This window comes from Agromyces sp. 3263 (assembly GCF_031456545.1).
GTDB lineage: Bacteria > Actinomycetota > Actinomycetes > Actinomycetales > Microbacteriaceae > Agromyces.
The window spans coordinates 2,559,950-2,585,439 of the sequence record NZ_JAVDUV010000001.1 but is presented as its reverse complement, the minus strand read 5'-3'; the positions used below and the strand labels follow the sequence as shown (position 1 = coordinate 2,585,439).

The 25,490-nt window shown below is 73.4% G+C and carries 22 protein-coding genes (1 of these 22 cut by a window edge); 11 read left to right on the top strand and 11 right to left on the bottom strand.

All coding sequences use genetic code 11. The features are described 5' to 3' along the window. Window positions 1–25: 25 nt before the first annotated feature. The 3 genes from J2X63_RS11760 to J2X63_RS11750 are packed head-to-tail and all read right to left on the bottom strand — an operon-like array spanning window position 26 to window position 2,273. Complete coding sequence (locus J2X63_RS11760) at window positions 26–886, bottom strand: biotin-dependent carboxyltransferase family protein (RefSeq protein WP_309977254.1); 861 nt, start codon at window positions 884–886, stop codon at window positions 26–28. Next, complete coding sequence (locus tag J2X63_RS11755) at window positions 883–1,515, bottom strand: allophanate hydrolase subunit 1 (protein ID WP_309977252.1); 633 nt, start codon at window positions 1,513–1,515, stop codon at window positions 883–885. Before J2X63_RS11755 ends, J2X63_RS11760 begins: the two co-directional genes overlap by 4 nt. Further along, entirely contained in the window at window positions 1,512–2,273 is a 762-nt protein-coding gene (locus tag J2X63_RS11750; RefSeq protein WP_309977249.1) for a 5-oxoprolinase subunit PxpA, read from the bottom strand. The genes J2X63_RS11755 and J2X63_RS11750 overlap by 4 nt, the downstream gene beginning before the upstream one ends. Window positions 2,274–2,320: 47 nt before the next feature. Between J2X63_RS11750 and J2X63_RS11745 the strand changes: the two genes are divergently transcribed. The 3 genes from J2X63_RS11745 (at window position 2,321) to J2X63_RS11735 (ending at window position 4,849) form a co-directional block, all read left to right on the top strand. Beyond that, window positions 2,321–3,550, top strand: coding sequence for a PQQ-dependent sugar dehydrogenase (locus tag J2X63_RS11745; RefSeq protein ID WP_309977247.1), 1,230 nt, complete (start codon window positions 2,321–2,323; stop codon window positions 3,548–3,550). 91 nt (window positions 3,551–3,641) lie between these two features. Then, on the top strand, window positions 3,642–4,139 hold the full coding sequence (locus tag J2X63_RS11740) for a SprT-like domain-containing protein (protein WP_309977245.1): 498 nt from the start codon (window positions 3,642–3,644) through the stop codon (window positions 4,137–4,139). Window positions 4,140–4,237: 98 nt separating this feature from the next. Further along, window positions 4,238–4,849, top strand: a complete 612-nt coding sequence (locus J2X63_RS11735) for a CGNR zinc finger domain-containing protein (RefSeq protein ID WP_309977243.1) — start codon at window positions 4,238–4,240, stop codon at window positions 4,847–4,849. Between the two features lie 49 nt (window positions 4,850–4,898). On the opposite strand, the gene J2X63_RS11730 is transcribed toward J2X63_RS11735, so the two are convergent. Next, on the bottom strand, window positions 4,899–5,726 hold the full coding sequence (locus J2X63_RS11730) for a 2-phosphosulfolactate phosphatase (protein ID WP_309977241.1): 828 nt from the start codon (window positions 5,724–5,726) through the stop codon (window positions 4,899–4,901). 259 nt (window positions 5,727–5,985) lie between these two features. After that, window positions 5,986–7,305 carry a hypothetical protein gene (locus J2X63_RS11725; RefSeq protein WP_309977240.1) on the bottom strand — a complete coding sequence of 440 codons (1,320 nt, stop codon included), beginning with the start codon at window positions 7,303–7,305 and terminating at the stop codon, window positions 5,986–5,988. A 130-nt stretch (window positions 7,306–7,435) separates the two neighbouring features. Here J2X63_RS11725 and J2X63_RS11720 point away from each other — a divergent pair, with 130 nt between their 5' ends. The 5 genes from J2X63_RS11720 to J2X63_RS11700 all read left to right on the top strand — a co-directional run bounded on the left by J2X63_RS11720 (window position 7,436) and on the right by J2X63_RS11700 (window position 12,101). Next, window positions 7,436–7,981: a hypothetical protein gene (locus tag J2X63_RS11720; RefSeq protein WP_309977238.1), complete on the top strand. Its 546-nt coding sequence runs from the start codon at window positions 7,436–7,438 to the stop codon at window positions 7,979–7,981. Then, window positions 7,978–8,607, top strand: a complete 630-nt coding sequence (locus J2X63_RS11715) for a DUF1684 domain-containing protein (RefSeq protein WP_309977236.1) — start codon at window positions 7,978–7,980, stop codon at window positions 8,605–8,607. The genes J2X63_RS11720 and J2X63_RS11715 overlap by 4 nt, the downstream gene beginning before the upstream one ends. A 242-nt stretch (window positions 8,608–8,849) precedes the next feature. Further along, entirely contained in the window at window positions 8,850–10,406 is a 1,557-nt protein-coding gene (locus J2X63_RS11710; protein WP_309977234.1) for a DEAD/DEAH box helicase, read from the top strand. A 167-nt stretch (window positions 10,407–10,573) separates the two neighbouring features. Further along, window positions 10,574–11,077: a GNAT family N-acetyltransferase gene (locus J2X63_RS11705; protein WP_309977232.1), complete on the top strand. Its 504-nt coding sequence runs from the start codon at window positions 10,574–10,576 to the stop codon at window positions 11,075–11,077. A 64-nt stretch (window positions 11,078–11,141) separates the two neighbouring features. Continuing rightward, window positions 11,142–12,101, top strand: coding sequence for a nucleoside hydrolase (locus J2X63_RS11700; RefSeq protein WP_309977231.1), 960 nt, complete (start codon window positions 11,142–11,144; stop codon window positions 12,099–12,101). A gap of 1 nt (window position 12,102) precedes the next feature. On the opposite strand, the gene J2X63_RS11695 is transcribed toward J2X63_RS11700, so the two are convergent. Further along, window positions 12,103–12,684 (bottom strand): NUDIX hydrolase family protein, encoded by a 582-nt coding sequence (locus tag J2X63_RS11695; protein ID WP_309977229.1) that lies wholly within the window; start codon window positions 12,682–12,684, stop codon window positions 12,103–12,105. A gap of 206 nt (window positions 12,685–12,890) precedes the next feature. Here J2X63_RS11695 and J2X63_RS11690 point away from each other — a divergent pair, with 206 nt between their 5' ends. Further along, entirely contained in the window at window positions 12,891–13,538 is a 648-nt protein-coding gene (locus tag J2X63_RS11690) for an alpha/beta fold hydrolase (RefSeq protein ID WP_309977228.1), read from the top strand. Between the two features lie 31 nt (window positions 13,539–13,569). Here J2X63_RS11690 and J2X63_RS11685 read toward each other — a convergent pair whose 3' ends face one another. Then, window positions 13,570–13,962: a DUF5997 family protein gene (locus tag J2X63_RS11685; RefSeq protein WP_396133153.1), complete on the bottom strand. Its 393-nt coding sequence runs from the start codon at window positions 13,960–13,962 to the stop codon at window positions 13,570–13,572. 140 nt (window positions 13,963–14,102) lie between these two features. Between J2X63_RS11685 and J2X63_RS11680 the strand changes: the two genes are divergently transcribed. Together J2X63_RS11680 and J2X63_RS11675 are read left to right on the top strand one after the other, a co-directional pair. Continuing rightward, the gene (locus J2X63_RS11680; RefSeq protein ID WP_309977226.1) at window positions 14,103–14,870 is read left to right on the top strand and encodes a LysR family transcriptional regulator substrate-binding protein; all 768 of its coding nucleotides are present in this window, start codon (window positions 14,103–14,105) and stop codon (window positions 14,868–14,870) included. Beyond that, window positions 14,867–15,598 carry a glutamine amidotransferase gene (locus J2X63_RS11675; protein ID WP_309977223.1) on the top strand — a complete coding sequence of 244 codons (732 nt, stop codon included), beginning with the start codon at window positions 14,867–14,869 and terminating at the stop codon, window positions 15,596–15,598. Before J2X63_RS11680 ends, J2X63_RS11675 begins: the two co-directional genes overlap by 4 nt. Before the next feature lie 24 nt (window positions 15,599–15,622). On the opposite strand, the gene J2X63_RS11670 is transcribed toward J2X63_RS11675, so the two are convergent. The 4 genes from J2X63_RS11670 to J2X63_RS11655 form a co-directional block, all read right to left on the bottom strand. Beyond that, complete coding sequence (locus J2X63_RS11670; RefSeq protein ID WP_309977222.1) at window positions 15,623–16,438, bottom strand: membrane protein insertase YidC; 816 nt, start codon at window positions 16,436–16,438, stop codon at window positions 15,623–15,625. A 109-nt stretch (window positions 16,439–16,547) separates the two neighbouring features. Next, a complete protein-coding gene (locus J2X63_RS11665; protein WP_309977220.1) occupies window positions 16,548–16,841 on the bottom strand; it encodes a DUF6412 domain-containing protein in 294 nt (97 codons plus the stop codon). A gap of 135 nt (window positions 16,842–16,976) precedes the next feature. Beyond that, the gene (locus J2X63_RS11660) at window positions 16,977–17,246 is read right to left on the bottom strand and encodes a GlsB/YeaQ/YmgE family stress response membrane protein (protein ID WP_309977218.1); all 270 of its coding nucleotides are present in this window, start codon (window positions 17,244–17,246) and stop codon (window positions 16,977–16,979) included. A gap of 152 nt (window positions 17,247–17,398) precedes the next feature. Further along, window positions 17,399–25,490, bottom strand: partial view of a hypothetical protein gene (locus J2X63_RS11655; protein WP_309977217.1) — the 3' end only. 20,717 nt of this gene lie beyond the right edge of the window; 8,092 of the gene's 28,809 nt are visible here — the last part of the coding sequence; its start codon lies off the right edge, out of view; its stop codon occupies window positions 17,399–17,401.

The following is a 25,490-nucleotide window of genomic DNA, read 5'->3' as shown; positions in this document are numbered from 1 at the left end:
GGCTGCGGGCGGGCGACGGGCCGCCTCACGCGTGGCGGAAGCGGACCTCCTGGCCGGGCCGCAGCTGCGCCACCGCGTCGAGCGAGGCCGGCGCGACCACCGCGACGACCGGGTACCCGCCGGTGACCGGCCGGTCGGCGAGCAGGATCGTCGGCCGTCCATCGCCCGCGACCTGCATCGACCCGGGCACCGTCGCCTCGCTCGCCAGCTCCCCCGATCGGCGGCGCGCGAGCTCGGGCCCGAGCAGCCGCGCGCCGATGCGGTCGGCCTGCCCGGAGAGGCGCCAGGCGGACTCGAAGAGCGTCGCGGCCGCGGCATCCGTGAACCAGTCGGCTCTCGGCCCCGGCAGGAGCGAGAGCGTGACCGCCCCGTCGGGCGGAGGGAACGCGACGTCCTGGTCGACGACGGGCACGGATGCCGCGGGCTCCGCACCGATCGCGAGCACCTGCCCGGCGGCCACCGGCTCGGGCCCGAGGGCGGCGAGCGTGTCGCGCGAGCGCGAACCCAGGGCGGCGGGCACGTCGAGTCCGCCGCGCACGGCCAGCACGTAGCGGATGCCGCGTGCGGCGACGCCGACCTCGAGCACGGCACCGTGACGGGCGCGGGTCGCCGTGTAGGGCGGCACCGGTCGCCCGTCGAGCGTGACGGGCCCCCACGCCCCGGTGACCGCGAACCATGCCTCCCCCTCGAACCGGCCCCGGAACCCGCCCACGGCCAGCTCGAGCGCCGCGGCGCCGTCGGGATTGCCCACGAGCCGGTTCGCGAGCGCCAGCGCACCGCGGTCGAGCGCACCGGATGCCGCGACGCCCAGGTGCGCGAGGCCCGGCCGCCCGAGGTCCTCCACGAGCGCCGAGGCGCCCGGGTGCTCGACGCGCAGGCGGGTCATCCCGCGTCGACCGCCTCGAAGCGCACGCGACGCCCGGGCGCGAGCACCGCAGGGTCGGCCGACTCGGCATCCCAGAGCGTGGACGTCGTTCGCCCGATCAGTCGCCAGCCGCCAGGACTCTGGCGCGGGTAGACGCCGCCGAAGGCCCCGGCGAGCGCGACGGACCCAGCCGGCACCCGCGGGCGCGGCGCGTCGAGCCGCGGCACCTCGAACGGCCAGTCGTCGCTCACGAGGTAGCCGAAGCCCGGCGCGAAGCCGATGAACGCCACCCGCCAGTCGATCGAGGTGTGCCGGGCCACCAGGGCCTCCGTCGAGACGCCCAGCAGCGCAGCCGTCGCGACGAGGTCGTCGCCGTCGTAGGAGACCGGGATCGTGACCGGCGACGCCGCGGCGCCCGCGACCCGCGATCCCGCCTCGGCGGGGATGCGCCGCACCCAGGTCGCCGCGGACTCGAGCGCCATGCGCGCGGGATCGACGGCGACGAGGATCGTGCGCGCGGCCGGCACGAGCTCGACCACGCCCGGCTTCGGGTCGGCGGCCAGCGCGTCGTGCAGCGCGAGCACCTCCTCGAGCGAGTCGCACTCGACCAGCAGGGCCGCGTCGCCGCTCGGCAGGAGCCGGCGGGTCATGCGAAGGCTCGGATCTCGACGCGGGCGGCCTCGAGGGCGGCGCGGACGGCGCGCGCCATCGCCACGGCGCCCGGGGTGTCGCCGTGCAGGCAGAGCGAGTCGGGCGCGAGCTCGACACGGCTGCCGTCGTCGGCCGTGATGCCGCCGGTCTCGGCGAGCTCGAGGGCGCGGTCGGCGGCCGCGGCCGGATCGTCGACCACCGCGCCGGGCTCCCCGCGCGGCACGAGCGAGCCGTCGGCGACGTAGCCCCGGTCGACGAAGGCCTCGCGGGCGAAGCGGAGCCCCGAGGCATCCGATGCGCGCTCGAGGGCGCTCGACGGCGGCCCGAGCAGCGGCAGCGTGGCGTCGTAGCGGGCCACCGCCTCGGCGAACGCGTGCGCCGCCGTCTCGTCGACCGCGAGCCGGTGGTAGAGCGCGCCGTGCGCCTTCACGTAGCGCACCCGAGTGCCCGCCGCACGGGCGAGCCCGTCGAGCCCGCCGAGTTGGACCAGCAGCTCGGCGGCGAGCTCGGCCGGACTCGTGTCGAGCGCCCGTCGTCCGAAGCCGGCGAGGTCCCGGTAGCCGGGATGCGCGCCGAGCGCCACGCCGTGGCGAGCGGCTCGGCTCACGCTCTCCGCCATGGTCAGGGCGTCGCCGGCGTGGAAGCCGCAGGCGACATTGGCGCTCGAGACGAGGCCGAACATCGCCTCGTCGTCGCCCACGCGCCATGCGCCGAACGATTCGCCGAGGTCGCTGTTGAGGTCGATCACCGGCTCCATGCTCCCATTCTGCCGAAGCTGCGCGCAGACTGGAGCCGGGAGGGCGCATGCGCGAGGCGGCACGCAGCGGGCGAGACGGACGGCTGCAGCAGTCAGGGCGGAGCGGGCGGCGGCTCACGAGCGCGGCCGCCGTCGCGGCATCCGTCGCCTTCGCCCTCGTGATCACCGGATGCGTCGCGCCCGCGCCCGACCGCAGCCCCCTGCCATCGACGCCGCCGGGCACCGCAGCGCCGCCCCCGTCGACCCTCACCGCGACGCCGACGCCCACCGGACCTCCGCCCGTGTTGCAGCCCACCGGCGGTGTCGAGGTCATCGCCGAGGGACTGCAGGCGCCCTGGTCGATCCTCCGCCTGCCCGGCGGCGGCACCCTCGTGAGCGAGCGCGACACCGCGAACGTGGTCGAGGTGCTCGGCGACGGGTCGCTGCGGGTCGCGGCCACGGTGCCGGGCGTGGTGCCCGGTGGCGAGGGAGGGCTCCTCGGCCTGGCGTTCCGGCCCACCGACGGCGACGACCCCGACTTCGTCTACGCCTACTTCACCGCGGCATCCGACAACCGCATCGTGCGGATGCCGCTCACGGGCGCTCCCGGCTCGCTGGGCCTCGGGGCGCCGGAGGACGTGCTCACCGGCATCCCCAAGGCCGGCAACCACGACGGGGGCCGCCTCGGCTTCGGACCCGACGGGTTCCTCTACGCCACCGCCGGCGACGCCGGGAACCGCGACGTCGCACAGGACCCGAACTCGCTCTCGGGCAAGATCCTGCGCATGACGCCCGACGGGCGGCCCGCGCCGGGCAACCCCTTCGGCAACCACACGTGGTCGTTCGGGCACCGCAACCCGCAGGGCATCGCCTGGGACGCGAACGGCGAACTCTGGGCGGCGGAGTTCGGGCAGAACACGTGGGACGAGCTCAACCGCATCACCCGCGGAGGCAACTACGGCTGGCCGGTCGTCGAAGGCCAGGCCGGAGACCCTCGCTTCGTCGACCCCGTGCAGCAATGGCCGACGTCGGAAGCGAGCCCGAGCGGACTCGCGATCGTCGGCGACACGCTGTTCCTCGCCGCCCTCCGCGGCGAACGGCTGTGGTCGATCGCCCCCGCGACGTCGGGCGCCCCCCTCGCCGCGACGCCGTGGTTCACGGGCGAGCTCGGCCGCCTCCGCGACGTCACCGCAGGCCCCGACGGCGAACTGTGGTTCATCGGCAACAACACCGACGGCCGGGGGTCACCCTCCCCCGGCGACGACAAGCTCTTCCGGGTGCGCCTCGCACCCTCGTGAGCCGGGCCGACGGATGCCGCCGCGAAACGCGCACCCGTTCGGGGGTCACCACCTCCTGCCGCGCGGCGTTCCGCGGGATTATCCTCATCCCATGGCGGATCTCGAGCGGGTGCGACGGTGGGCCGACGCGCTCATCGCCCTGCACCTCGACCCCGCGGTCTGGAGCTTCGGCTTCGACAATGCGAAGAAGCGCGCAGGCCTCTGCAACTACACCGCGAAGCACATCTCGGTCTCGCGGTATCTCGCCGCCCGCTACGACGACGACGAGATCCACCAGATCCTCCTGCACGAGGTCGCGCACGCGCTCGCCGGACCCCGCGCCGGCCACGGAGCCCGGTGGGCGAGCATCGCCACGGAGCTCGGCTACGTCGGCCGTCGCACGCACGACGGCGAGGTCGCGCACGAACTCGCCCCGTGGGTCGGGCACTGCCCCGCGGGCCACGAGCATTTCCGCTACCGTGAACCCCAGCGCCCCCTGAGCTGCGGCCTCTGCCGTCGCGGCTTCGACCGGGCGAACCTCATCGTGTGGCGTCGTCGCGAGATCACGCCCGCGGTACGGCGGCGGGCCGCGAGCGCGGCCGCCGGCTGAGCGCCGCCTCGGCCGGGCCGCCGGAGCGCATGCCCGCCCGAGCATGCGTCGCACTCGAACCAGCGGATGCGGCATCCGCGACTGCCAAGGATGGTTCCATGCCCGTCTCGACCGTGTCCATCCCCATCGGACAGTGGTTCACCTCTGCCGAGGGCACGCGCTGGTGGTTCGACTCGGGCTCGTTCGCCCTCGACTTCGCCTACACCGGGCCGATGCGTGGTGCGCGGGAGGCCGAGCTGCTGCATTCGCCCGACGACCTCACCGCATGGATGCGCGAGCGGTTCCCCGTGGCGGTCGGCGCGGCCCGCTCCCGCGACCTGTTCGACGCGATCTCGCTCCGCGACGCGATCGGGCGCCTGGCTGTCGCCGCCGCCGAAGACGACGCACCCCGTGCGGCGGACATCGACCTCGTCAACCTCTATGCCGCCACGCCCGACATCCCGCCGGTGCTCGGCGGCGGCTCGCGGCAGGCCGGCCGCTCGGTGCAGACCGTCGGGCAGGCGCTGTCGACGATCGCCCGCGACGCCGTCGACCTGTTCGACCCCGCCAACACCGGGCGCATCCGCGAGTGCGACGGCGCCGACTGCGGCATGGTCTACCTCGACACCTCGCGCGCGGCCACCCGCCGGTGGTGCTCCATGCAGCGCTGCGGCAACCGGGCGAAGGTGCGGGCGCACCGGGCCCGCAAGGCGGTGCAGGCCGCGGCCTGAACCCGGGCGACCGGCCCGCCCTGGGCGGCGAGGACAGTGCCGTGGCGCGTCAGGCGCTGAAGACGCCGTCGCGCAGCTCGGGCACGACCTCGGCGGCATCCAGCTCGGTCGCGAAGCGCACGTCGGCACGGTACCCCTGCTCGACGAGGTCGACCGCGCTGCCCGACGCGCCGACGAGGTGGGTCGCCGCGTGCCGAAGTCCCTCGAAGGCGGCGCAGGCGACGGCCGCTTCGGGAGAGGTGTGGTCGATGCCGAGGGCGACGAGGGCGTCGACGATGGCGCCGACGGCCAGCTGGTCCTCGATCGCAAATCGGATGGGGTCGTCGGCGGGTGCCGCTCCGGCTCCGGCTCGGGCTCGGGCTGCTGAGCCGTGCGCACCCGACGACCGCTCGCCCGCGGCGACGATCGCGACCACGGTGCGCTCACCGCGCTCCTCCTGCAGCGCGAGGATGCGGCGGGCGACCGCCGCGCGGTTGCGCAGCGCGCCGGCGAGCACCACGACGCCGCGATCGGCGAGCGCGGCGGCGATGGCTCCGCCGTTCGGCGACGGCAGCACGACGGGCCCGTCGAGCTCGTCGTAAGCCTCGCGGCCGGTGAAGCTCGTCGGCGAGAGGGTCGGGCCCGGCTCGCCGCGTCGAGCGGCGACCGACCCGCCCAGCCGTTCGGCGAGCGCCGCGGCCCCGTGCGGGTCATCCGTCGGCCAGGGCGCCACGGGAACGCCGTGCTCGACCGCCGCCACCACCGCCGTCGTGAACGAGAGCACGTCGACCACGACCACCACGTGGGCGCCCGGCAGGATGCGTTCGGCGCCCGCCGCGCCCCAGTCGAACCGCACCTGGTACTTCGCCTGGCCGAACGGCGTGTTCGAATCACTCACCGGGTCAGGGTATCGCCCGGATGCCGCGGATGACGGCCCGCGTCGCGCGGCCCCGGCGCCGTTCCCGATGCAGAGATGGAGGAAGTTCCGGGCGGCGCGCCGCGGAGCGCCGGGCCGGCGCCGGCGTGTCCTCCACTTCTTCCTCCATTTCGGCGGGGCGGCGTGAGGCGGGCGGCGCGAGGCGGCGCGAGGCGGGCGGCGCGAGGGTGAGCGGCGCGAGGTAGGCGGCGTGAGGAGGCGGCTGCGCGGCGGGCGGGCGTCAGCGCGCGGCGCCGCCCATGGCGTCGTACGCCGCGAGCGCCTCGGCGTCGCTGGCCCGAGCGGAGGCACGCCGCGCGGCGTCGAGCGCGGCGACCGGATCGGGCTCCTGCCGGGCGATCACGAGCTGGCGCTCGGCCTCGGCGAGCCGGGCCCGGGCGTCGCCGCCGATCCGGCCGCCGCCGCGCTCGATCGCGGCGTGGGCCACCCGGACCTGGCTCTCGGCGATGGCGATCGCCCCGCCGAGCGCACCGCGGGCTCCGTCGAGGCGCCCCTGTGCGTTCCGCGCGGCCGCCCTCGCCACCTCGAGGCGGTCGCGGGCCGCCCGCAGCCGGTCGCGGTCGGCGACCGGGTCGACGCTGCCCACCGGTCGGCCGACGTCGCCGGGTGCGGCCTCCACCCGTTGGGCCCCGCCGGGCGTCCTGCCCGCGAGCACCGCCGAGGCCTCGCCGATGACCACGCCCAGGCCGGCCTGGGCGTCGCGGTCCTCGGTGGCGTCTCGTTCCGCACGCGCGGCGGCGAGGTCGGCGTCGAGCGCGGAGGCGGCGTCGTCGGCCGCCGCCTCCGCCGAGGCGAGGTCGGCCTCCGTCCGTTCGACGACGGCGAGGTCGTGGTCGGCGCGCTCGAGCCGGTCGGCGACGGTCGCGAGGGGCTCCGCCGCGGGCTCGGCGGCCGCGATCCGGCGATCGGCCTCGGCGAGCGCGGCCAGTGCCTCGGCGAGGGCCGCGTCGGCGCGCCCGGCAGCAGCGAGCGCCGAGCGCACCGCCGTCGGCGCGAACCGTTCGACGAGGCGCTCGAGGGTGGCCGCGGCATCCGTGCGCCGTCGCTCGATGCGGGCGACGTCCTCCCGGAGCGCCGCGAGGTCGGTGCCGGCGCCCCGTTCGAGGCGGCGGCGGGCGGCGAGCCCCGACTGCGCCGCCTGGAGCGTGCGCAGGGCGGAGTCGCAGAGGTCGACGATGTGCGCGCTCCACCGGCGCCGGTCGGCGGCCGACTCCTGCTCGGCGTCGTCGAGGCGCTGCTGCAGGAGGATCGCCTCGCGGAGGCGGGAGCCGGCGGTCTCGAACGCCGTACGCAGCTCGCGGGCGGCGGCGGGACCGAACTGCGCCTCGGCGAAGGCGATCTCGCGGTCGGCCTCGCGCACCGCGGTGTCGGCCTGCACGATGAGGCCCTTCGCTCGCACCTCCAGCTCCCGGCCGGACTCGAGCGCGGCGCGCTCCCGGCGCACGCCGAGCCGGCGCACGCCGACGACCCCGCCCGCGATCACGAGCGCGGTCGTGCCGAAGACGACGAGCGACGGCAGCCACCACAGTGCTTCGCCCATGTGGCGGAGTCTAGGACGTACGGGTGCGACGCGGCTGGGACCACGGCGCAGGCTGCGCGTCGGCCGGGCGGGCGCCGTGAATCCGGTCACGGTGCTTTGCCGTGGCATCCGCTGGCCATACTCTCGGCTCATGCGGGTCCTGCTGAAACTCACGCTCGATTGCCCTCCGGATGCCGCGTGGCGGGCGCTCCGGAGCCCGGCCGTGCTGCGCGAGGTCGTCGCCCCCTGGCTCGACTTCTCGTCGCTCGAGCACGGCGGCCTGCCGACGACGTGGCCAGAGGGGCCGCATCGCGTGCGGGCGCTCGCGTTCCGCCGGTTCCCGGCCGGCGAGGAGGTCGTCGACGTGAGCTACCCGGGCGGCCTGCCCGCGGGCGTGCGGATGCTCCGCGACGGCGGCGGCGCGCTGACCGGCCCGCTCGCGGTGTTCGACCGCTGGGATCACCGCATGGCGGTGTCGGAGCTGCCCGACGGGCGCACGCTCTACCGCGACCAGCTGCGTGCGCACGCCGGCGCCCTCGACCTGGTGGCGTGGTACCCGACGTGGGCGTTCTGGCAGTGGCGGGGCCTCCGGCTCCGGCAGCTGGCCCCGACGTGGTCGTTCGACCCGCCGGGCACCGCCGACGCGCAGGCCGCCGACGCCGCGGCATCCGGAACCCGATCGGAGGCGACCGCATGAACGACTCGATCGGCTCACTGCAGCTCTCGGACTGGCGCCGCCGGGTGTTCGGCCTCTACACGGGCGTGCGCCAGCTCAGCGTGCACGACCCCGCCGAGGGCCACGAGCTGTGGCTGTCGGGACGCGACGAGCTCTTCGCGGGGCATCCGCAGTCGCCGCTGCTGCCCGACGACCGGGCGCGCTTCACCGGGCTGACGGTGTCGCGCTACGACCCCGACTGGCGCTTCGAGCTCGAGGTGCGCCGCCCCGACGAGCCGGTGCGGATCACCGTCGACAGCGCGTCCGACGGCGCCATCCCGTTCTCGCTCGTGGGCACGGTGCGCATCCCCTACCTGGGCACGCTCGATGTGTGGCGGCTCACGACGTACGGCGGCGGGCTGTTCGTCCCGGTGAAGGACGCCCTCGCCGGCGTGCCCGGCGGCACCTACGGCGGCGGGCGCTACCTGCTCGACACGGTGAAGGGCGCCGACCTTGGTCCGGGCTCCGACAGCGACTCGCTCGTGATCGACTTCAACTTCGCCTACAACCCCTCGTGCGCCTACGACCCGTCCTGGTCGTGCCCCCTCGCGCAGCCGGGCAACACGCTCGGCGAGGAGGTGCCGGTCGGCGAGCGGATGCCGCGCTGAGCGGCCGCGCACAGGGGGCGTGCAGCGGCATCCGCTACAGTGGGTGACGGTGTGCGCGACGAACGCGCCGCCTGCGTCGTAGAAACGCTTCCGGGCAGGGCCTCATCAGAGGGCGCCCGATGATTCTCATACGGCGAACGGATGCGCCGACCGGCGCCTTCGCCACTCTCCCACCGACGGGTCCGAACCGCCGCCGAATGCGGCGCCATCCCGTGCGGTGCGCTCTGCCCCGAAAGGCACCAGTGACCGACACCACCTTCAGCACGCTTGGCGTGCCCGCTCCGATCGTCGCGGCCCTCACCGCCGACGGCAAGACCACCCCGTTCCCGATCCAGGTCGACACCCTGCCCGACACGCTCGCCGGACGCGACGTGCTCGGCCGGGGCAAGACCGGCTCGGGCAAGACCCTCGCGTTCTCGATCCCCATGGCCGCGCGCCTCGGCGGATCGCTCGCCGGCGGCAAGCGCCGCCCCGGCCGCCCCCTCGGCCTCGTGCTCGCCCCCACGCGCGAGCTCGCCACCCAGATCGACGCGGTGCTCGCGCCGCTCGCCGCCGCCTACGGCATGAAGACCACGACGATCTTCGGCGGCATCAACCAGAAGCGCCAGGTCGACGCGCTCCGCGCCGGCGTCGACATCGTCGTCGCCTGCCCCGGCCGCCTCGAGGACCTCATGAAGCAGGGCTTCGTGACCCTCGACGCCGTCGAGATCACCGTGCTCGACGAGGCCGACCACATGGCCGACCTCGGCTTCCTCCCCGTGGTCACCCGCATCATGGACAAGACCCCGCAGGGCGGCCAGCGCCTGCTGTTCTCGGCCACCCTCGACAACGGCGTGGACAAGCTCGTCAAGCGCTTCCTGCAGAACGAGGTGCTGCACTCGGTCGACGAGGCCACCTCGCACGTCGCCGCCATGACCCACCACGTGTTCGAGGTGGACGACGTCGACGCGAAGAACGACCTCGTGAAGGCGCTCGCGTCGGGCACCGGCCGTCGCATCCTCTTCATGCGCACCAAGCACCACGCGAAGAAGCTCGCCAAGAAGCTCACCGACCAGGGCATCCCCGCCGTCGACCTGCACGGCAACCTGTCGCAGCCGCAGCGCGACCGCAACCTCGCGGCGTTCTCCGACGGCTCGGCCCGGGTCCTGGTGGCCACGGATGTCGCGGCGCGCGGCGTGCACGTCGACAATGTCGAGCTCGTCATCCACGTGGACCCGCCCATGGAGCACAAGGCGTACCTGCACCGTTCGGGCCGCACCGCCCGCGCCGGCAGCGAGGGCGACGTCGTCACGATCTGCCTGCCCGCGCAGAAGCAGGACCTGAAGACGCTGCTCCGCAAGGCCGCGATCACCGTGACGCCCGAGCGCGTCACGGCGAACTCGCCGTCGGTCACCTCGCTCGTCGGCGATGTCGCCCCCTACGTGAAGCCGGCTCCCCGCGCTGCGGTCCAGCCGCAGGGCGGCGGCCGCTCGCAGGGCGCGAACGCCCAGCGCAAGCGCGCAGCGCGCGACGAGCGCAGCCCGCAGAGCGGCGCCTCGCGCGGCTCCCGCGGCGGTCGCGGCACCGGCCGCAGCGGCGGGCAGGACGACCTCGCCCCCGCGACGCCGCGCCGGGACCGCTCCGGCCGCCCCGCCGAGGCCAAGGCGCACGCACCCAAGCAGGGCGCGGGCCACAGCCGCGGCGCACAGGCCACGGGCGCACAGCGCGGGGCATCCGCCCGCCAGGGCCAGGGCAAGCAGCCGCTTCGCGTCGGCAGCCTCGTGTCGCCCGCGCGCACCAACCGTCGCGCGCAGGGCTGACCCTCCGCACCACGTGCCGAAGGCCCCGCCGCCGACCACCGGGTCGACGGGGGGCCTTCGCCGTCTCCGCGGCGGACCTCCTCGCCGGACACGCGCTGCTCGGGCGCTCAACGCAAGGGCGTATCCCACGATTTCGCGTCCCGCGCGCCCTGGCTTAGCCTTCTCGCATGAGCACCGAAGTTGCTGCCGAGGTCGTCGTCCGTCCCATCCGCGATTCCGACGTGGAGGCGCTGGGGCGCGTCCACGCCACCTGCTGGCACGAGACCTACGACCACCTGATCAGCGCGGCGGCCTTCGAGCACCTCTCACCGCGGCGCATGGCGGAGCTCTGGAACCACTACGCCGAGCGGGGCGAGGAGTACCAGCAGTTCGCCGCCCTCGTCGACGGCGAGATCGTCGGCTTCGTCGGCTCGGGTCCCGCACGCGACGAGAACCCACCCCGGGAGCGCGAGCTCTACTTCATCTACCTCCTCGACGCGTACCACGGCACCGGCATCGGCCAGAAGCTGTTCGACGCCGCAGTGGGCGACGACGCGGTGTACCTCTGGGTCGCCTCCGACAACCCCCGCGCGCACCGGTTCTACGAACGCAACGGCTTCGTGCTCGACGGCGCCGACCAGCACGTGCCGTTCCTCGGCGAGGAGATCCACGAGGTGCGGTTCGTCCGCTGACGCGGCACGAACGCGCGTCGAATGACGGGCGCGGCGACCCCGGCGGTCGCGTTACGGTGATGCGATGAGCGTTCCCGTGATCCTCGACGTCGACACGGGCGTCGACGACGCCCTCGCCATCCTCTTCGCCGTGCGGCATCCGGGCATCGACGTGCTCGGCATCACGTGCGTCGCGGGCAACGCCTCGCTCGCGCAGGTCGTCGACAACACGCTTCGGGTGCTCGACGCCGCGGGCGCGCCCGACCTGCCCGTCGCGGCCGGCGCCGCGCGGCCCCTGCTCGAGCCGCCCCGCTCCGCCGGCCACGTGCACGGCCTCGACGGCCTCGGCGGTGTCCCCCTGCCGCCCACGGAGCGGCGACCCGAACCCGTCGGCGCCGTCGAACTCCTGCGCCGGCTCATCCTCGAGCACCCGACGCCCGTCACGCTCGTGGCCCTCGCCCCGCAGACGAACCTCGCGTTGTTGCTGCGCACCTACCCCGAGGTCGCCGGCAACCTGGAACGGATCGTGTTCATGGGCGGCTCGGCCAGCGTCGGCAACGCGACGGCCGTGGCCGAGTTCAACGTGTGGCACGACCCCGAGGCCGCCGCCATCGTGCTCGACGCGAACGTGCCCGCCTACATGTACGGGCTCGACGTGTTCAACCGCGTCTCGGTCGGGCAGGACCTCGCGGCCGCGCTCGAGCACGGCGACGACCCGCTCGGCCGCGTCGTGGGCGCACTCCTCGGGCATCGCATCGCCCTGTCGGCCGACGAGCAGGAGGAGTACACCGGGCTCATCGGCGACGCCGGCGCGGTGTGCTCCATCGTCGACCCGCTGGCCCTCCGCACCGAGGTGCGTCCGGTGCGCGTCGAACTCGCCGGCTACGGCCGCGGGCAGACGCTCGTCGACCTGCGCGAACGTCGCGGCGAAGACCTGGTACACGGGCTCGCCGACGAGTGGGCGAACGTCGAGGTCGCCCTCGAGGTCGATGCGACGCGGCTCACGCGGCTGTTCCTCGAGACGCTCGGGCTCGCCGGGCGCTGACTCAGCGCAGTGCGCCCACCGACGCGAGCGCCTGCTTGACGAGGATGCCGCGCCCGCCCTCCATCTCGGCGGCGATGCTCTCGGACACCGCCTCGACCGGGGTCATCCACGTGACCTCGAGGGCGTCCTGCCGCGGCTCGCACGTGCCCGTGACGGGCACCACGTAGGCCAGCGACACGGCGTGCTGGCGCTCGTCGGAGAACGGCGAGATGCCGGGCAGCGGGAAGTACTCGGCCACGGTGAACGGCACGGGGCTCGCGGGCAGCAGCGGGAACGCCATCGGCCCCAGGTCCTTCTCGAGGTGGCGGAACAGGGCGTCGCGCAGCGTCTCGCCGAACATCACGCGGCCCGACACGAGCGTGCGGGTCATCTCGCCGACGGCGTTCGCCCGCAGCAGCACGCCGACCTCGGACACCTGCCCGAGCCCGTCGACCCGAACCGGCACCGCCTCGACGTAGAGCAGCGGAAGGCGGCCCCGGATCTCGGCGAGCTCGAGGTCGGTGAGCCAGCCCGGGTTGGCGGGCGGCCGCACGACGGGCTCGTCGTCGGGATTCCAGTCCGGGTCGGGGGTGCGCACGCTCATGCCTCGATTCTGCCCCACGCGCCCCCGCTTCCCCCGATGCGTCGAGATCTCGTCTTCGGTGCGCGCAGGGGCGGGTATTCGCACCGAACACAAGATCTCGACGCGAGGGGGCGGGCGAGTGGCGGGCGAGGGGCGACGGGTACGCTCGAAGGCGGGCGTGCGGCATCCGGTGGCTCGCAGCATCCGCCGCCCGGAGCGGAGGACCCATGCCCGAGGTGCGCGTCGACGACGAGGCCGTGCTCTGGTCGGCGTCGGCCGCCGATCGGGCGGGCCGTCCGCTGCTGCTCCTGCTGCACGGGTACAACTCGAACGAGGGGGACCTGTTCGGCCTGACGCCGTACCTGCCGCTCGAGCCCGCCATCGCGTCGTTGCGCGCACCGCTGTACACCGGGTACGGGCACGCGTGGTTCCCGCTCCTCGCCGAGGGCGCCGAGCTCTCGGTCGAGGGGGCGGATGCCGCGACCGACGCGATCCTCGACTGGCTCGACCGTGCCGCCCCCGGCGCCGGACCGATCGGCCTGCTCGGCTTCTCGCAGGGCGGTGCGATGGCCCTCGAGCTCCTGCGACGGGCACCCGAGCGATTCGCGTTCGCGGTGAGCCTCGCCGGGTTCGCGCTGCCCGGCGAGCGCGACGGCGACGAGCGGATGTCGCAGCTCGCCCCCCACGTGTTCTGGGGGCGCGGCACCGTCGACGGGGTCATCCCCGTGGCATCCGTCGCCCGCACGCAGGCGTGGCTGCCCGCGCACTCGACGCTCGACGAGCGCATCTACGAGGGCGTCGGCCACTCGGTGTCGGACCGCGAGCTCGCGGACGTCGCGGCGTTCATCCGCGCCCGGTTCGCACCGGCCGCGTAGCGGTCGTCACCGAGCGGCGGGCGCCAGAGGCTCAGACCCCCGAGCCGCCTCCGCCGCCGCCGGCCTGGCGCGCGGCGCGCTCACGGTCGCGGTCGGCGACGCGGATCTTCTCGGCACGCACGGCGGCCTGCGTGGCCCGCTCCTGCACGAGCCACTGCGGCGGTGCCACGAGCAGCGCCTTGATCTCGGCCGTCGTGAGCGGCTCGGTGATGCCGCCGCGGGCGAGGCCCGAGTTGGAGATGCCGAGCTTCGCCGCCACGACGTTGCGCGGGTGCGGTCCCTCGCGGCGCAGCACCTGCAGCCACTCGGGCGGATCGGCCAGGAGCGCGTTGAGCTCGTCGCGGGTGACGTCGCCCTCGCGGAAGTCCTCGGGCGCCGCCTCGAGGAGGATGCCGAGCTTCTTGGCTGCGGTCTCGGGTTTCATCGACTGGGACTGGCTCACCCTCACACCGTAGCCCGTCACGCGGCATCCGCCCACCGGCCCGCGGCAGCGCGGCTGCGACGGCACCCGTCGGTAGGCTGTGGGGAGGCCGGGAGCGGCCGGATGACTGGACTGGGGGCGCCGTGACGCTGAGGCTGCGCTACGTGGCCGGGGTGAGCCCCGCGAAGTGGCTGCGCGCGTGGAACGAGCGACGGACCGATCTGCCGCTCGAGGCCGTGCGCGTCGAGGAGGCCGAGCAGCTCGCCGACCTGCGTGCGGGCGAGGCGGATGTCGCGTTCGTGCGCCTGCCCATCGATGATGCGGGTCTGCACGTCATCCAGCTCTGGGAGGAGCTCGCCGTCGCCGTGCTCCCGAAGGACCACCCCCTCGCCGAGGCCGAGGCGCTGACGCTCGCCGATCTCGTGCACGAGCCACTCGCGCCGGCGCAGCCCGACGCCGCGATGACCGTCGAGCTCGTGGCCGCCGGCACGGGCCACGCGATCCTCCCCCACGGCGTCGCGCGCCTGCACCACCGCCGCGATGTCGTGGCCGTGCCGCTGACGGATGCCGCGCCGACGCGCATCGCGCTCGTCTGGCGCGTCGAGCGCGACGACGCCGACATCCAGGAGCTCGTCGGCGTCGTGCGGGGCCGCACGGCCCGGAGCTCGCGCCGAGAGGGCGACGACGAGGACGCCGCTGCGCCCGCGAAGGCCACGGCCAAGGCCAAGGCGAACGCGAAGGCCGCGGCGGCTGAGAAGGCCAAGGGCGGGAAGGGTGCCGGCGGCAAAGCCGCGAAGGGCGGGAAGGGCGCGAAGGGCGGGAAGCCGGCTGGCGCGTCCCGCGCCAGCGGCCGCGCGTCGTCGGCCCGTTCGGGGCGCAGCGCGCGCAAGCGAGGCGGTCGCTCGCGATGAAGCCGTTCCTCTTCCTCTCGGCGCGCCCCGAGGTCGAGGCCGTCGGCCCCGAGTACGAGTCCGTGCGACGCGCCATGGGACTCGACGCCGGCCGGCTCGAGCACGTGCGACTCGACGTGGATCCCCTCGGCGACCTGAGGCTCGACGAGGTCGCCGGGGTCGTGGTGGGCGGCAGCCCGTACAACGTGACGACGCCCGAGGCGTCGAAGCATCCGGTGCAGCGCCGCGTCGAGGCCGACCTCGCACGCCTCGCCGAGGACGCGGTCGAGCGCGACCACCCGCTGCTGTTCACCTGCTACGGCATCGGGGTGCTGACGCGCGTGCTCGGCGGGGTCGTCGGCACGGAGCACGGCGAGGAGGCCGCCGCCGTCGAGATCAGCCTCACGCCCGACGGCGTCGCCGATCCGCTCGTGGGCGAGTTGCCCCGCCGCTTCCATGCCCTCGTCGGCCACAAGGAGGCCACCGAGCGGCTGCCCGCCGACGCGGTGCTGCTCGCGTCGTCGGCGGCGTGCCCGGTCCAGGTGTACCGGGTGGGGCGCCGGGTCTACGCGACGCAGTTCCACCCCGAGGTGTCCACCCACGACTTCGTGGCCCGTGCACAGGTGTACCGCCATCACGGCTATTTCCCGGCGAGCGAGCTGCGGGCCGTGAGCGAGCGGCTCGCCGCGGCATCCGTCACCGAACCGCAACGGTTGCTGCGCCGCTTCGTGGAGCTCGCCGACGCCTGAGCCGAGCGGGGCGGGCGCGGCCGCTCACGCCGGAAGGGCGGGCAGCGCGGGCGGCAGCGGATACACGCGCCGCAGCACGAGGCGCTGTCCGAGGGTCCACGTCACGGTGACGAGCAGGTAGAGCGCCGCCGCGAGCGGCACGAACGCCGCGATCACCGCCGTGACGAACTGGAGGAGGCCCACCACGCGGAGCATGGCCGCCGACCCGAGCACCGCGGCCGCGGCATCCGTCCCCGATGCGCCTTCGCCCGGGCGCGCAGCGGGTCCGTCCTGCGGCGTCGGCTGGGGGCGGAACGCCCGCCGGGTGAGCTCGCCGACGAGCGCGATCGCGCCGATCAGTGTCCCGAACACGAGCAGCGCACCGGGCGTGAGGGTGCCCGAGGCGATCGAGCCGGCGAGGCTGGAACCGAGCGGCACGCCGAGCAGGGTCTGCTCGAGCAGCGCGTTCGGATGGCCGGCGATCGTCGGCAGCACGAAGAGGGCGTAGATCACGCCGACGATGGGCGCCTGGATGAGCATCGGCAGGCAGCCGGCGAACGGCGACGCGCCCTCGTCGGCGTACAGCGCCATGGTCTCGCGCTGCAGCCGGTCGGGGTCCTTCGCGTGGCGGCGACGCAGTTCGGCCAGGCGGGGGGCGAGCCGGGCGCGCGTGCGCTCCGCCTTCGCCTGCGAGATGCCGACCGGGATCAGGGCCGCGCGCACGAGCAGCGTGACCAGCACGATCGCGGCGGCCGCGCTCGACGCGCCGGCGAACGGCGTGAGCACCGTGGCGAGGTGCATGAGGAGGGCGTGCGCCGCGTCGAGCACGGCGGCGACGGGCGGAAGGTCGTACAGGTTCATGAGGTGTCCTTGCGGTCGAGGGATGCGGGATCCGTCTGGCCGCGAGGGCAGGACCGTGCACGTGCGAGCGTCCCGCCAGGCGGGACGTCGATGGGCGATCGGTCGGGAGCTACGCGGCCGGGATGCCGCGCCCCGGCGCCCTGGGACGCGGGCGCCCGGCCGCATCGGGGTCGCTCTGCGCGAGGAGCCGGCCCGGGTCGGCGGTCTGCCGGAGCCGGGTCGCTGCGCCGCTCCGATCGGCGGCGACGAGGGCAGGGATGGCCCGCCATGCCGTGACGACGAGGGCGAGGGCCGCGGCACCGAGCACGCCGACCAGCAGCGCGCCGACATGCGCGTCGGACGCGACGGCCAGGTCGAACGCGGCCTGCAGCATGCGGAGCACGACGACGAACGGTTCGAGCACGTCGTCTCCTCTCGCTCCACGGGCGTCGCCGCCGATGCTAGCACCGCACGCCGCGCGCGGCCCCGGCGGCGGCCCCGAGACACGGACGAGCGGATGACACGTCGTCGCGTCATCCGCTCGTCATGGTGCTTCGAATCAGGTGGTGCGGCTGCGGTTCCTCGTGATCAGGCCCCAGATCAGCAGCACGATGATCGACCCGGCGATGGCGAGGAGCCACGTGCCGAGGTTCCAGAAGTCCTGGAGGCCCACTCCGAAGAGCAGGCTGCCGATCCAGCCGCCGAGCAGTGCGCCGACGACGCCGAGCAGCAGCGTGATGAACCATCCGCCGCCCTGCTTGCCGGGCAGGATCAGCTTGGCGATCGCGCCGGCGATCAGGCCGAGGATGAGAAATGCAAAGAAACCCATTCGTGCTCCTTCGTTCGGGGGTGCCCAACGAAATCACGGTATGCCGAAGCCGCGCAACCCCTTGAACGCCACTCTGGCGTATCGTATGCGGAGCGCTTCATCCGTTTCGACGCGTCCGGGCCGAGGGGGGCGCGCGGAACTGCGCGTGCGGGTCAGACCGCGGTGAACGTGAGGGTCTCGAGCACCCGCACCTTGCCGCCGCCCTTGGGGATCTCGAGCGTGGCGACGCAGTCGCCGGCGGGCGGATGCACGACCTGCGTGGTGCCCACGCCGTCTGGGCCGACCTGCAGCACGAGGGTCGTCGAGTAGACGATCGCGCCGGCCGCGGTGCACACCAGGCGGACCTGGTAGAAGTCGCGATTGTCGGCGCCCGCGGCGGTGAAGCTCACGCCGCCGTCGGGTGCGATCGCGACCGAGAACGGGCTCGTCGCGTTCGGAGCAGCAGGCTGGGGCACCGCGGCCGCGGTGCCGTCCACCGTGCCCGTCGCCGTGCCCGCCGTCGTCCCCGTCGTCGTGCCGGCCGTCGTCCCCGTCGCCGCGCCGGAGGTGGTCGCGGTCGTCGCGGTCGAGGTCGTCGCGACGGATGTCGTCGTGGCGACGCGGGCCCCGCTCCCCGCGGCGCCCTGCGCCGGCGCCCCAGTGAAGGCGGCGTCATCCGTGCGGAACCGGAAGGAGTCGAACGACTGGCCCGTGCCGCGCCCGAACACGCCGGTCTGCCCGTCGGCGAGCGGCGAGTTGTAGGCGTAGGAGGTGATGACCTGGCCGTCGAGCGTGATCGTCACGACCGTGCGCTTCAGCACCAGGTTGAGGCGGTAGTCGCGCCCGGCGACGAAGACCTTCGCGACCGCGGCATCCACGACCCAGCCTCCGCGGGGCGAGACGTGACCGACGACGATCCGCTTCCCGGTGACGTCGAGCGCGACGAACTTGAAGTCGTCGTTCGCGTACCAGTCGAAGACGATGCCGCTGTAGCCGTTGGCGGCGAGCACCGCCTCGACCTCGAGGTAGCTCATCGGGTCGAGTCGCACGCCGGTTCCACCGGGCGCCGGCGCGCCGCCCGCGGTGTAGCCGACGAGCGCGGCAGCGAGGCCGTCGACGCCCGGCATCCCCATAACCCTGCCGGGCGTCGACGACCACGTTCCTGCGACGGGGGTCAGGGCGGCGGATGCCCCGTCGAATGCCTCGGTGCGGTCGATGGTGATCGCGGGCGAGATCACCGTGAGCGCGATGTTGTCGAACCAGCCGCGCGCCTGCTGCGAGCCGAACCCGACGAGGCCCTTGTTGAGCGCGACCGAGTCGCCGTCGACGAGGCGTGGTGCGAACGTGTAGCTGAACGCGTTGCCGCCGTCGATCGTGACGGTGACGATGAGCCCGTTCACCACGACGTTGAGGTCGTAGTACTTGCCCGAGCGCACGCCGCCGGGCACCACGCCCTGCGCGTCGACCCACCACCCGCTCGCGTTCCGGTGCCCGATGACCATCTTGTTGATCGACTCATCGATGCCCGCGAACTTGAAGTCGAACGGCCCGAAGTAGTCGAAGACGATGTAGGCGTTCGCCTTCCAGCCGCCGGTGGCCTTGTCCATTGAGATCTTCGCCGACAGCTCGAAGTAGACGCTCTTGTAGGCGTCCGAGTACCAGACGGCGACGGCGTCGTTCGTGACACCCGCCGCGGTCACCTTGAGCACGCCGCCCTGCACCGAGAACGCGCCCGAGTCGGTGGCGAAGCCCTGGGTGGTGCCGTCGTTGAAGTCCGCGCCGCGCAGGGTGTCGCGACGTCCGCCCGGGATGTTGCCGGCCTGCGGGTCGGTCGGCCCGCCGGTCTGGGTCTGCCACTGTCCGTGATCGTGCTGGGTGATGAGCCCGAGCTCGCCGTAGGGCTCGCCGTTGCGGGCCGGGTCCTCGCCGGTGTCGGTCGCGCGCGTCGGGTCGGCGCCCTGGCTGCGCGAGAGGGCGTAGAGGAACTGCGGCAGCTGCGGCTCCACCTGGCGGCTCACGGTGGCGATGCCGAACGGCGCGAACGGCACGAGGTAGGTGTTGAACTCGCCCACCCAGTCGATCAGGCGGTCGCCGCCGGTGTTGCCGATGAGGATGTCGAGGCCGGCGCCGCCGTAGACGCGGTCCTGGTAGCTGGAGTTCACGCCGTCGGGCACGTCGTTCAGGCCGTTGTTCGTCGTGAGCAGGTCGTCGGCGTTGGAGAGGTCGTTGCCCCAGCCGCCCCAGATCGTGTCCTGACCGGTGCCACCCACCGCCCAGTCGTTGCCGAGGTCTCCGAAGAGCACGTCGTCGCCGTCGGAGGGCTGGTGTACGCCGATGAGCGGATCCAGGGTCGTGAACTGCGTGCAGTTGCCCTGGTTGTCCACGGCGATGCAGGCGACCACCCAGTTGCCGGAGAGCGCCTCGTTGTTCAGGAAGAACGGCCGCGTCCACGGGATGGCGCCGCCCTTCCAGACCGTGCCGTCTCCGTTGAAGAGGATGACGCGGCGGGGGTCGTACTCGTCGTAGAGCAGGAACTCGCCGAGGCGGATCTCGTTGTGGTTGTTCGAGTGCCACGCGTTCGTGTCGGCGCCGAAGTGCAGCACGTCACCCGGGTTCCACGGGTGGGCGAAGTCGATGAGCTCGAGCCCGATCGGGTCGCCGATCGGCGAGAAGTGCTGCGCGTAGCCGGACGTGGCGCCGACCCCGATGGCCTCGGCGCCCGAGATCGCGTCGTCGCCCGCGCCGCCGTGGATCCAGTCGCCGCCCCAGCCGCCGAAGATGATGTCGTCGGAGTTGTTCGCGTCGAACGTCGGCTGGTTCGCCACCTGGTGCTGGCTCATGTTCTCGTTCGGGCCGAGGTTGTAGACCGTGAGGTCGGCGGCCTTGACGAGCTGGCCGGCCACGTTGATCGTCGCGGTCTGCACCTGGCCCGGCGTGGAGATGGACTCGCCGAGCACATCGCCCTGGCTCGTCTTCGTGTCGGGGTCCACCTGGCGGAACTTCTTGATGCCGTAGAGCGGCTCCGCGTCCTCGTTGCAGACGGACGAGGAAGCGACGGAGCATCCGGTGTTCCGGCTCGTGAAGATGCGGCCGTCGTCACCGAGGATGCCGTCGGAGCCGGTGCCGCCCGAGATCCAGTCGTTGCCCCAGCCGCCGATGAGGTCGTCGTTCTGAGCGTCGCCGTAGATGACGTCGTGGTCGGCGCCGCCGTAGACCGTGTCGTCGCCGGTCTCGCCGTGCACCTCGTCGCGCCCGCCGATCTGCGTGGTCTTCCAGGCGCCGGTGGCCGTGTCGAGGATCGAGGAGCAGGTCGGTTGCGTCGCCGAGCCGTTGCAGTCGGCGCCGGTCGGGAGGCCGAAGTTCTGGGGCACGAAGTCGGGACCACCGACCGTGTAGTCGAGCAGGTGCACGCCGCGTACGACGAGGCGCTGGCTGCCGCCGATGTCGTAGTTGAAGGTGACGTAGTTCGGCTGACCGGCTTGCGTCTGGCCGATGCCCGACGTGTTCACGTCCGTGTGCTCGATGCCGACGATCCGGATGATGCGGCCGTTGTCGGCGACGATCGTGTCCGCGTCGCGTGCGTCCATGTTCACCGGGAGCGTGCCGTCGGCGAGGACACCGCCGTCGAGGCCCGGGACCGTCGGCGTGCCCGAGACCTGGTTGTTGATGCCGATCTGCGTGCCCGCACCGCCGAAGAGCAGGTCGGCACCGCGGTCGTCCTTCGGCCCGTACCAGGCGCCGGGCGTGGGCAGGCCGTCGGGGCGCAGGTCGGCGGTCACGAGGCTGAAGAAGTCGCTCGACCCGCCGACGATGTCGTCCTGGCCGAGGTTGCCGAAGATGCGGTCGTTGCCGGCGTTGCCCTCGAGGTAGTCCTCGCCGTCGGTCGCCGCCTCGAACGACGGCACGACCACGAGCACGCCGGTGGAGTCGCAGACCATCGCTCCCGGGGTGCCGACGCAGCCGAGCGGCGTGCGGCTCGCACCGACGTGCCAGGTGACCGTCGGGTCATCCGTCATCCTCGCGAAGGCGCTCTCGATGCCGCCGTCGCCCTGGATCGTGTCGTTGCCGAGCTGGCCGAGGATCACGTCGTGCGCCTGGCTGCCGGCCAGGTAGTCGTTGCCGAAGCTGCCGGCGCCCGATGTGCCCTCATCGAACGCGAAGGTGTGGAAGAGGTTCGTGACGTCGTACTCGGCCCACCACGGCGCACCGTCGGGGTCGCGGTAGGCGCGCGGCGTGCCGTCGACGAGGAGGAGGCCCGAGTTGTCCTCGCCCACCACGCCGCCGCAGGCGTTCACGCGATCGGTGCGGCTGTAGAGGAGCGTGCCGCAGAGGGTCTGGAAGCGCGGGCTCGTCCAGTCGCCGGGCGTGCGCACGAAGGTCACGTTGTCGCCGAAGAGGATGTCGTCGGCCTCGTCGCCGTCGACCGAGTCGTGGCCGGCGCCGCCGACGAGTACGTCGCGCCCGAGGCCGCCGAAGACGACGTCGTCGGAGCCGCGCTGCAGGTTGCGGCTCTCGATCGAGCTGATCGTCGAGATCGCGGTGGTCTGGATGCGCTGGAGGCGCGGGTCGGGGAGGTTCGGGTCGGCCGTGTTGGAGGCGGCCGGGCCGTTCTGCACGATCTCGCCGTGGTCGCCGAAGACGATGTCGTCGTAGGCCGACTCGGGGCCGCCGCCGAGCGTGCCGACGCCGTCGCCGAAGAGCAGGTCGCGACCGGCGACGAGCAGGTCGTCGCGCACCGGCGACGGGTAGGGCTGGATCGTCGTGCCGTTGTCGAGGTATCCCGCGCCCGTCACCGAGGGCTTCGGCGAACGGTCGCTGACCGGGATCTCGAGCGCCCTCGTGAAGAGGTTCGCGTTCATGCCCGAGTCGCCGTAGATGTGGTCGACCCCGCGGAGGCCGCGGATCTCGTCGTCGCCCGAGCCGCCGGCGAGGTGGTCGCCCGCCTGGCTGCCGATGATGAGGTCGTCGCCGAGTCCGCCGTAAGCCGAGAAGCCGACGGTCGGCAGGTTGGTCGCGGCGCGGTGGGCGAAGAGCCCGGAGGCGTCGATGATGTCGTTGCCCGCGTTGTCGTAGGGGTGCGCGAGGCCGAGCATCCACTCGTCGTCCTCGTTCTCGGCGTCGGGGATGTGCGTGAACGGGTCGAACGGCTTCGGGCCGAACTCCATGCCGAGCACGTCGGACGGGTGGCCCGAGTACCAGACGCCGTCCTGCGAGGTGTCGCCGTAGACGACGAGCGGCGAGTTCGGACCGGCCGTCTGCTCGAGGTCGCAGGCGACGCCGTCGATCGGGTTCACGAGGTTGCAGACGGTGATGGTGTCCCCGCCGATGCGGGGGCCGCCGTCGCGCAGCGGGTCGTACCCGGTGACGGTGAACAGCGGGGCGCTCCAGACCGCCGCCCCGGCGGCGTTCAGCGACACGGTGGGCTGGAACGCGACGTTCCAGAACGTCATGGTCTTGCCGTCGGCCGAGATCGACTTGATCGTGTACGCGCTCGGCATGCCCGAGATGCGCACCTGCATGCCGACCTTGAAGCCGTCGGCGGCGAACGAGCCGGCGTCGGTGCGGACGATGAAGTCGGTGTGCACCTGGATCGGCGCGGTGACCGTGACCTCCACGGGCTTCGCCACGTGCACCGTCGTCGCGACCGTGCCGAGCGGGCCGCCGTAGACGGGTCCGGACAGGTACATGACCGTGCCCTCGCCGCAGTGCGGGAACGGGTCGGCGTAGGGGCACGGCGCGTTGCCGAAGCCGAGGATCAGGCGCGTGAAGCTCTCGCCGGCGAGCTGGACGTGCTGCGGGCCGGTGCCGTACGGGTTGCCGACGACGTAGCCGCTGCCCGCGAGGGACGGCGTGAGGCCCCACGGCAGCCCGTCGAGGCGGGTGAGCACGAGAGCGGTGCCGGCCGGGGCGCCGGCCGTGGGCAGCGAGCGCACCATCGCGAACGAGTTCTGCACGGGCGAGTTGCCGCCGCCGTGCACGGCGGTGATGCCACCGTGCGGGCCTGGCACGAACACCGTCGGCGAACCGGCGACGGGGGCCGCGATGACGTCGCCGCGCTGCAGGGTGAGGGTCCTGCCGTCGGCGGAGATCGCCATGAGCCGCCACTGGCCGGTGAGGCCCTGGATCATCACGAGCTGGCCCACGACGAAGCCGTCGGCGGCCCAGCTGCCCGTCGAGCGGGTGACGGTGCCGCCATCGCCCGTGACGTTCGGCGTGATGACGACCGGGGTCGTCGTCGTCACCGGGACGTCCGTGCCGATGATCGTGCGCAGCGCCGTGCCGGTCGCCGCCGTTCCGCTGAGCAGCTTGAGGTACATGACCGTGTTGTCGGTCGTGTCGCCCGGATCGTCGTCGCCGAAGCCGACGACCTTCCAGAGGCCGGTCATGCCGCTGATCGTCACGGGCATGCCGACGAGGAAGCCCTGGGCCTTCCAGTCGAACGGCGCCTGCCGGCTGAGGCGGTGCGTCGAGCCGAATTGACCCGCGGATGCCCCGAGCACGACGGTGCCCGTGAGCTTCACCGCATCGTCGGGCTGCAGCGTGCCCTGGATGTCGAACCGGTCGTTGCCGACGCCGAGCATGAGGTTGAAGATCTCGATCGAGCTCTTCGCGCCGTTCGTCACGAAGCGGCCGTCGACGAACTGCACGGTGCCGTAGCTGATGCCGCCCGGGAAGACCTGCGGTTCACCGAAGGTCTGCCCCTCGGCGCCGCCGTAGCCCGCCCCGAAGTCGAGGCTCTTCGCCATGCCGAAGCCCGTGAGCGACGTGCTGTTCATGACCCCGCGGCCGTGCGCCTGGCTGGAGTCGTTGTAGATGTTCAGCATGTCGATCTGCTTGGTCTCGGGCGCCTGCGTCGCGATCGCGAACAGCGGGCCGTCCTGCTCCCCCGGCAGCTTGAGTCCGAGCTCGAGCGACCGGTCGGCGCCGCTGACGCCGCCCTCGACGGCGAGCGGGCCGCGCAGCTTCGACACGAGGTGTGTGGAGGCCGGGAAGATCTTCACGCCCTGGCGCTGGATCGGCTGACTGTACGCGACATCCGCCCGCAGCTCGATGACCTTCTCGGTCGCGTAGTCGTTGCCTGCCGCGACGAAGGTCACGACCGCGGCGATGCGCACGACGGTGAACTGGCCGCCCGAGAGGAAGGCGGCGAGGGAGTCGCCCGAGAGGCCGAAGGCCCGCAGCTCGAGCTTCTCGTCGTGCCCGGCGTTGTCGCCGCGGATCACCGCGATCTTCGCCCGGATGCAGGTGCCGCCCTGGCAGATCTCGACCCACTGTCCCTCGGCGAATCCGTCGGCGAGCCAGCTGCCCGAGAGCGGCCGTACGAGGCGCCAGGCGCCGCCGACGAACTCGGTCGTCGCGGTGCCGTCCCAGATGCCCGAGCGGGTGAGGAGGTTGATGCTCGAGCCGGTGCCCGAGCCGCAGCCCGCGACCGACGCGTTCAGCACGAGGCTCTTGCCGTCGGCCGGAACGCCCACGATCGTGTAGACGGTGACGCCGCACGAGGAGATGCGGATGCGCTGGCCGGCGACGAAGCCCTCGTCGACGAAGCTGCCGAGGTCGCTGCCGTTCGCCCGGGTGACGGTGTTGCCCGCGAAGCCCAGGTTGCCGAGGAACCGGCGGCTCGGGACGTCTCCGCCGACGACCTGGTAGCCGGCGGGGGTGACCGCGACGCCGCCGACCGAGACCACGTCGACGAGGCCGTCGGTGAGGAGCGCGATCGTCACGGTGCCGTTCGGCGCCTTCGTGAGCCGGATCGTGTACCCGTCGGTGCCACCGGGGATCGTGCAGGCCTCGTTGCCGCACTTGACGATGACGGTGTCGGTGCCGGTCGGGATGGACACGACGTTCGGGGTCTCGTCGTCGTAGACGAGCACGTCGGTGCGCTGCGGTCCGCTGCGGAGGTTCGGGAACGGGTAGGCGGCTGCGGCGGCCGGCGTGGTGAGCAGCGCGTCGAGCTGGTAGTTGATGACCGCTGTGAGCGCGTCGCCCGGGTCGGAGTTGTTGCGGGCGTGCACGATGATGCGCAGCGGCACGTTCCAGTTCGTCGAGTCGAAGCTCACGGCGTAGTAGGTGCCGCCGTTGCCGTCGGAGAACTGCTGCCAGCGCGCCGCGGGCACCGCCGAGAAGTCGAGGGTGATGAGGCGCTGGCTGTCGGCGTCCATCCAGATGCGCACCCAGATGGTGTCGCCCACGGCCGGCTTCTTCGCGAGCGAGAGCAGGATGTCGTCGGTCCGCTCGGTCGCGGCGCTGCCCTCGATGACGATG